The 6,001-nt window shown below is 70.1% G+C and carries 2 protein-coding genes and 1 pseudogene; all 3 read left to right on the top strand.

Annotated features, from left to right (window positions below):
* Positions 1 to 932, top strand: a pseudogene (locus tag KBY71_RS14570) (exonuclease V subunit gamma); the annotation flags it as partial.
* Positions 929 to 4,714 carry a UvrD-helicase domain-containing protein gene (locus KBY71_RS14565; protein WP_254929612.1) on the top strand — a complete coding sequence of 1,262 codons (3,786 nt, stop codon included), beginning with the start codon at positions 929 to 931 and terminating at the stop codon, positions 4,712 to 4,714. The pseudogene KBY71_RS14570 and the gene KBY71_RS14565, both read left to right, overlap by 4 nt.
* On the top strand, positions 4,711 to 6,001 hold a 1,291-nt coding region (locus KBY71_RS14560), incomplete at its 3' end, for an AAA family ATPase (RefSeq protein WP_254929611.1). The genes KBY71_RS14565 and KBY71_RS14560, both read left to right, overlap by 4 nt.

Raw genomic sequence — 6,001 nt, 5'->3', positions numbered from 1 at the left:
GCCTGCTGCTCGATCAACCCCGCCAGCAGAGTGGCTCACCGCAACCGCCCCGGCCCCTGGCGGCCAGCGAACCCCCTAGCGCGCCCCCTGCCCAGCCCAGCGATGCCTACGGGGATCTGCGCGACTGGCTGCTTGCCCCCCAGGCCAGCTGGCTGGCTGAATTGGGGCTAAGGCCGCGGGAATGGGCCGACGGCCTCGACGACCTCGAGCCCCTCAGCCTCGATGAGCGCGGGCGGGCGCTGCTGTTGCGCCAGGCCCTCGAAAGCCCCAGCGACCCAGCCCTCGATGGGCCCGCCGGCTGGCTGGCTCGCCACCGCGGCCAGGGCTTGCTACCTCCTGTGGCGGCAGGCGAACTGGAGGCCGGCGGGCTCAGCCAGCGCTGGCGCAGCCTGCACGCCAGCCTCGAGGCCCTGGGCCCCGAGCGCCGCCAGCTAGCCCTCTGGCAAAACTGCCAGCAGGAGCTGCAGTGGCGGGGGAGCTCGGTGCTGGTGCTGCACACCGCCAAACCGCGCAGCCGCCACCGGCTGGAGCTGTGGCTGGCGCTGCTGCTGGCCGCCGCCGCCGACCAAGGGCCGCTGGATGGGGTGCTGGTAGCCAGGGGTGCCAAGGACTTCGGAGTGCAGTTGCGGCTGCAGGCGCCGCAGGTGGATAGCGCCCGGGCCGAACTACTGCGGCTGCTGGAGTTGCGCCAGCAATGGCGCCAGAGCTGCTGGCCTGTGCCACCGGAAACCGGCTGGGCCCTGCTCGATAAGGGTGAAGCACGGGCCATCGAAACCTGGGAAGGCGGTTTTCAGCTGCGCGGCGAGCGGCTTGATCCGGAGCAGGCCCTCTGCTTCGGATCTGAACTCAGCGGTGCCGCCCTGTTGGCCAGCGGTGAGCTGGCCGCCCGGGCTGGGGAGCTGCTTGGTCCCCTGCGGGAGCGGTTGATATGAACCTGTCTGCCGGCAGCGAGCAGGCTTGGTCGCCTGAACAGCCCCTGCCACTCCCACAACCATTTGATGCCAATGCCTTTCCCCTGGATCCCGGGCTGCGGCTGCTGGAGGCCAGCGCCGGCACCGGCAAAACCTTCGCCCTGGCCCAGTTGGTGTTGCGCTACGTGGCCGAGGCCGAGCTAGGGCTGCGCCAGCTGCTGGTGGTGACTTTCACCGAGGCCGCCGCCGCCGAACTGCGCGATCGCATCGGCCAGCGCCTGCAGCGGGCCCTGGCAGGGCTGGAAAATCCAGATCTGGAGCCGCCCGATCCCACCCTGGCCACCTGGCTGGAGCAGCAAAGACCGCGGGCCGAAAAGTTGCGGGCCCGGCTGCTGCTGGCCCTAGAGGAACTGGATGCCGCCGACATCACCACCATCCACGGTTTCTGCCGCCGCACCCTGCAGCGCCACGCCCTGGAAGCGGGCCTGCCACCGGAGCTGCAGCTCGAAACCGACAAGGGCACCCTGGTGCGCCAGGTGGCACACGACTACTGGCAACAGCAGGTGCTGTCCCTGCCAAGCCACCTGCTGGCCGGGCTGCAGCAACAGGTTCGCGGCCCCGAAACCCTCGAGGGCCTGCTGCGCCAGCTCGATGGCGATCCAGCCCTAGGCCTGGATTCCCTGCCGGCAACGCTGCGGGCCGACGCCCCCTTGGCACCCCAGCTCGAGGCCCTGTGGAGCGAGGCGTGGCACAACTTCCAGCAGCTCTGGGCCAGCCACGGCCAAGCCCTGGAGGCCGGCTTTTGCGCCGCCGCCAGCCAATGGCGCGGCCAGGGCTTCAAAACCACCAGCCCCTACGTTCCCAAACCCACCAAGGACCGCTGCGCTCTAGTGCGGGGCTGGATCGCTGCCCAGCCCATCGGCGGCGACTACGGCGCCACGGCAGGCAGCCAGGGCGGCGGCCAGGGCCTGCTGCGCGATTACTTCCACCCCGGCGCCTTTCTCAAGGTTGCCCGCAGCCTCGAACCTGGTGATGGGGAAGGCCCCGGCCCCTCCCTGCCCGAACGCCCCCTGCAGGAGGCGATCGCCCAGGTTTTGGATGGTCCGGCCGAAGCCCTGCTGCTGCATGCCTGCCACTGGGGCCGAGCCGAGCTGGGCCGGCGGCGGCGCCAGAGCGGAAGGCTGGGTTTCGCCCAATTGCTGGAGGGTCTTGACCCGGGCGAGCAGGCCAGTACCCCCCTGCTAGAGGCGGTGGGAGCCCGCTATGCCGTTGCCCTGATCGATGAATTTCAGGACACCGATCCGATCCAGTGGCGCATCCTGGCGCGGGCCTTCCAGCCTGAGCGGCACCGACTGGTGATGGTGGGAGATCCCAAGCAGGCGATCTATCGTTTCCGCGGCGGCGACCTGCGCACTTACCTGCGGGCCCGTCAGGCCGCCGCCAGCTTCGGCGGCATCAGCAGCCTCCGCGACAACTACCGCTCCAGCGAGGCCCTGGTCGCCGGCCTCAACGGCCTGATGGGGCCGGGGCTGCGCCGCAGCGACCTGCCCGTACCGGCGGTGCAGCCCCAGGCGACCGACACCAAACTGCTCCTACCGGCCGGCCAGCACCCCCTGCAGCTGCTCTGGCTCGGCGGCAGCCGCCTGGCTGGTGAGAAACCACCCAGCCGCAGCGCCCTGGAGCGGCAACTTCCCGACCAGATCGCCTGCTTCAGCGCCGAATTGCTCAACCAGGGGCTGATGCAACAGCGGGGCGAGCAGCGCCAACCCCTGGGCCCCAACGACCTATGCGTGCTGGTGGGCACCCACCGTCAGGCCGAAGCGCTGCGCGCCGCCCTCGATCGCTGCGGCATAGCCAGCAAGCTGGTGAGCCAGGGGGATGTGTTTGAAAGCGCCGGCGCCTCTGCATTGCAACGGCTGCTCGATGCCCTGGCCGAACCCGGCCGGACCCAGCGCCTGCGGCTGCTGGCCGCCTCTCCCCTGCTGGGCTGGAGCGCGGAGCAAATCGCCTCCACCAGCCCCGAAGCCTGGAGCAACCTGGCTGCGCGCCTAGCCCAGCTGGCCGTTGAACTTCCCCGCCGCGGCCTGCTTGGGGTGCTGGCGAGCCTGCTGGAGCAAAAGGGGCTGGCCCAGCTATCCCTCGGCGGCCGGCTGCTGGCGGACTTACAGCAGTGCGGTGAATTGGTAGCCGTGCGGCTCCATGCCGACCAACTGGGTCCCGCAGCGGCAGCCGACTGGCTGCGGCGTCTGCGGCTCGATCCCGACCGGGACATCCCCGAAGCCCACCAGCCCCACAGCGACGTGGTGGATGAGGCCGTATCGGTGCTGACGGTGCACCGCAGCAAGGGTCTGGAATTTCCAGTGGTGATCTGTCCCTACCTTTGGCAAGCCGGCGCTGAGAGCCGCAGCGGCCAGTCCATCGGCGTGCGCTGGCACCCGGGCGGACCTGAAGGCGGGCAGCCCGAAGCCGTGCTCGACCTACACCTGAACAACAACTGGGGGCCAGGCCAGAGCGCCAGGCAGCAGCAGCTTGGGGCCGAGCTCCAGGAGCGGGAGCGACTTGCCTATGTCGCCGCCACCCGGGCCAAGCTGCTGCTGGTGCTGGCCTGGGGCCCGGCCTTGGGCCAGCAGGGCAATCCGCTGCACCCCTGGCTGTTCGACCAGGAGCAGCCCCCCGCAAGCGACCACGACCCCTACAGCGGCCGCAGTGATGCGGAGTGGCGCGAGCGGCTGGAGCAAGCAATCGCCCGCCGACAGTTGCCCCTCACCCTGGTGCAGCCCCCCGCCAGCGGCCAGCGCAGCCAGCTAAAACCAGGCCCGGCAGTTGCTGGCCTACCCCTGCAGCGGGGCCCCGTACCCAGCCATGGCTTCGACAGCAGCTGGGGCCGCAGCAGCTACACCAGCTGGACCCAGGGCAGCCACAGCGCCGCCCCCGCAGCCGTGGAGGAGGGCCGCGAAACCGATGCCATCGTCACCGAACTCGAGGCAGCGACGGCGGCCAACGCCTTGGGTGCCGATTCCCAGGACAGCCCTCTGGCCCCCTTCCCCCGGGGCGCCCAGGCCGGCGACTGTCTGCACCGCATCCTTGAGCAGCTCGACTACTGCCAACCCTTGGCAGCCCAGGCCGAACTGGTGGGCCGCGAGCTGCAGCGGGCCGGTATCGCTGCCCAGCACGGCGAAACGGTGCTAATTGGGCTGGAGCAGCTGCGGCACACGCCCCTGGGCGGCCCCTGCAACGACTTCAGCTTGGCCCAGCTTGAGCGCGGTGCCCGCCTCAATGAGATGAACTTCGATCTGCCCCTCGGCCTGGTGCGCAGCCCAGACCTGGCGCGTCCATTTGCCGACCATCCCGAAGGCTGGTTTGGCAGCGCTTACGCCGAGCAGCTTGCCCAGCTGAAAGTGGAAAGCCGGGGCTTTCTCACCGGCTCGATCGACCTGGTATTTCGACAGGGCGAGCGCTGGTGGGTGGCCGACTGGAAGAGCAACTGGCTGGGCGAGCGCGACGACCAGGGGCAGCCGCTGCACTGCGGTCCACGCCACTACGGAGCAGCAGCAATGGCAGAGCTGATGGCCGCCAACCACTACCCCCTGCAGGCCCACCTGTACCTGGTAGCCCTACACCGCTACCTGCGCTGGCGCCTGCCCGGCTACCGACCCGAGCAGCACCTGGGCGGCTACGTCTACGTGTTCCTGCGCGGGGTGCCAGGACCCACCACGGCCAGCGCGGTGCCCGGCATGTTTGTGGAGCAGCCGCCCTTGGCCCGCCTGCTCCAACTGGACCAGGCCCTGGGGGGCACTCCATGAGCAGCCCCACCCCCCTAGAGCAACCTCGCTGGCTCCAGACCCTGGCAGCGGCACTGGCTGAAGCCCTGCCGCGGCTGCATGGCAGCAGCCCCGATCCCCTGCTGGCGGAACTGATCACTGACCTGGCTGCCGCCCTGGCGGAGGGTCGCCTGGAAATCAACCTGCCCAGCGCCGAACATCGCCGCGCCCTGGAGGCTTCACCCCTGGGCGCCGAGCCGGATGGTCCCCTGGTGCTGGAGGGCGACCGGCTGCTGTGGCGCCGCTGGCAGCGCCAGCGCAAGCAGGTGCTGCAGGCTCTGATCGAGCGGGCCCAGTTGCAGCTGCCAGATGCGAGCCCCGGCGCAAGCTGCAGCGACGGGCTGGATCCTGACCAGCAGCGGGCCGTCACGGCGGTGCTGCAATACGGACTGGTGCTGCTTGAGGGCGGTCCGGGCACCGGCAAAACCAGCACCGTGGCTCGCATGTTGGCGGCGGTGCTCGCCCAGCAACCAGGCAGCCGCATTCAGCTAGCAGCCCCCACGGGCAAGGCGGCGAGTCGGCTACGGGCAGCCCTAGCCAGCAGCAGCCTGCAACTTCCCTGCAGCACCCTGCACCGACTACTGGAGAGCCGCGGCGAGCGCTTCGGCCGCAACCGCCAGCACCCCCTTGCCCTCGACCTGCTGGTGGTGGATGAGGTGTCGATGGTGGATCTTCCCCTGATGCAGGCCCTGCTGGAGGCCCTACCCCCCAGCTGCCGGCTGGTGCTGGTGGGGGACGCGGCCCAGCTGCCACCGGTAGGCCCCGGGCCAGTGCTGCTGGAGCTGCAGGCACCCGAACGCCGCCAGGCCCTGGGCGGAGCCGCCATAGAGCTGCGCACCACTTACCGCAACAACGGGGCCATCGCTGCAGTAGCAGCGGCCCTACGGGAGATTGAGCAGCCCCTCGAGGCCCTGCTCACACCGCTGAACTCTGACGACAACCTGCGCTGGCTGCCGGCCAACCCACGCCAGCTGCCAGCAGAGCTGCTGCAGCGACTGCGGCAGCACCAGCACCAGCTGCAGCAATGCTGCCTGGCGGGCGATCTGGACGATCCCGCCGTCACCGCCAGCCTGCTGGCGGGCCTGGATTACTACCTAGTGCTGACACCAGTGCGCCGGGGCCGCTGGGGGGTGGAAGCTATCCACCAAGCGCTGCTGGGGGAGGCTGCCGCCCGCTCGCCCCAGTTTTGGCCAGTGGGCACGCCCGTGCTGTGCCGCCACAACCTCAGCGAACTGGGGCTCGCCAATGGCGACGTGGGGCTGGTGGTGG

Origin of the sequence: Cyanobium sp. T1B-Tous, from assembly GCF_024345475.1 — a bacterium.
Lineage (GTDB): Bacteria > Cyanobacteriota > Cyanobacteriia > PCC-6307 > Cyanobiaceae > Cyanobium_A.
Note: the sequence above shows the minus strand (reverse complement) of the source record. Positions and strands in the feature narration are given on the sequence as shown.

What these genes read in the sequence shown, in the direction of transcription:
- KBY71_RS14565 (WP_254929612.1), top strand. Translation starts at nt 929, where the DNA reads ATGAACCTGTCTGCCGGCAGCGAGCAGGCTTGGTCGCCTGAACAGCCC.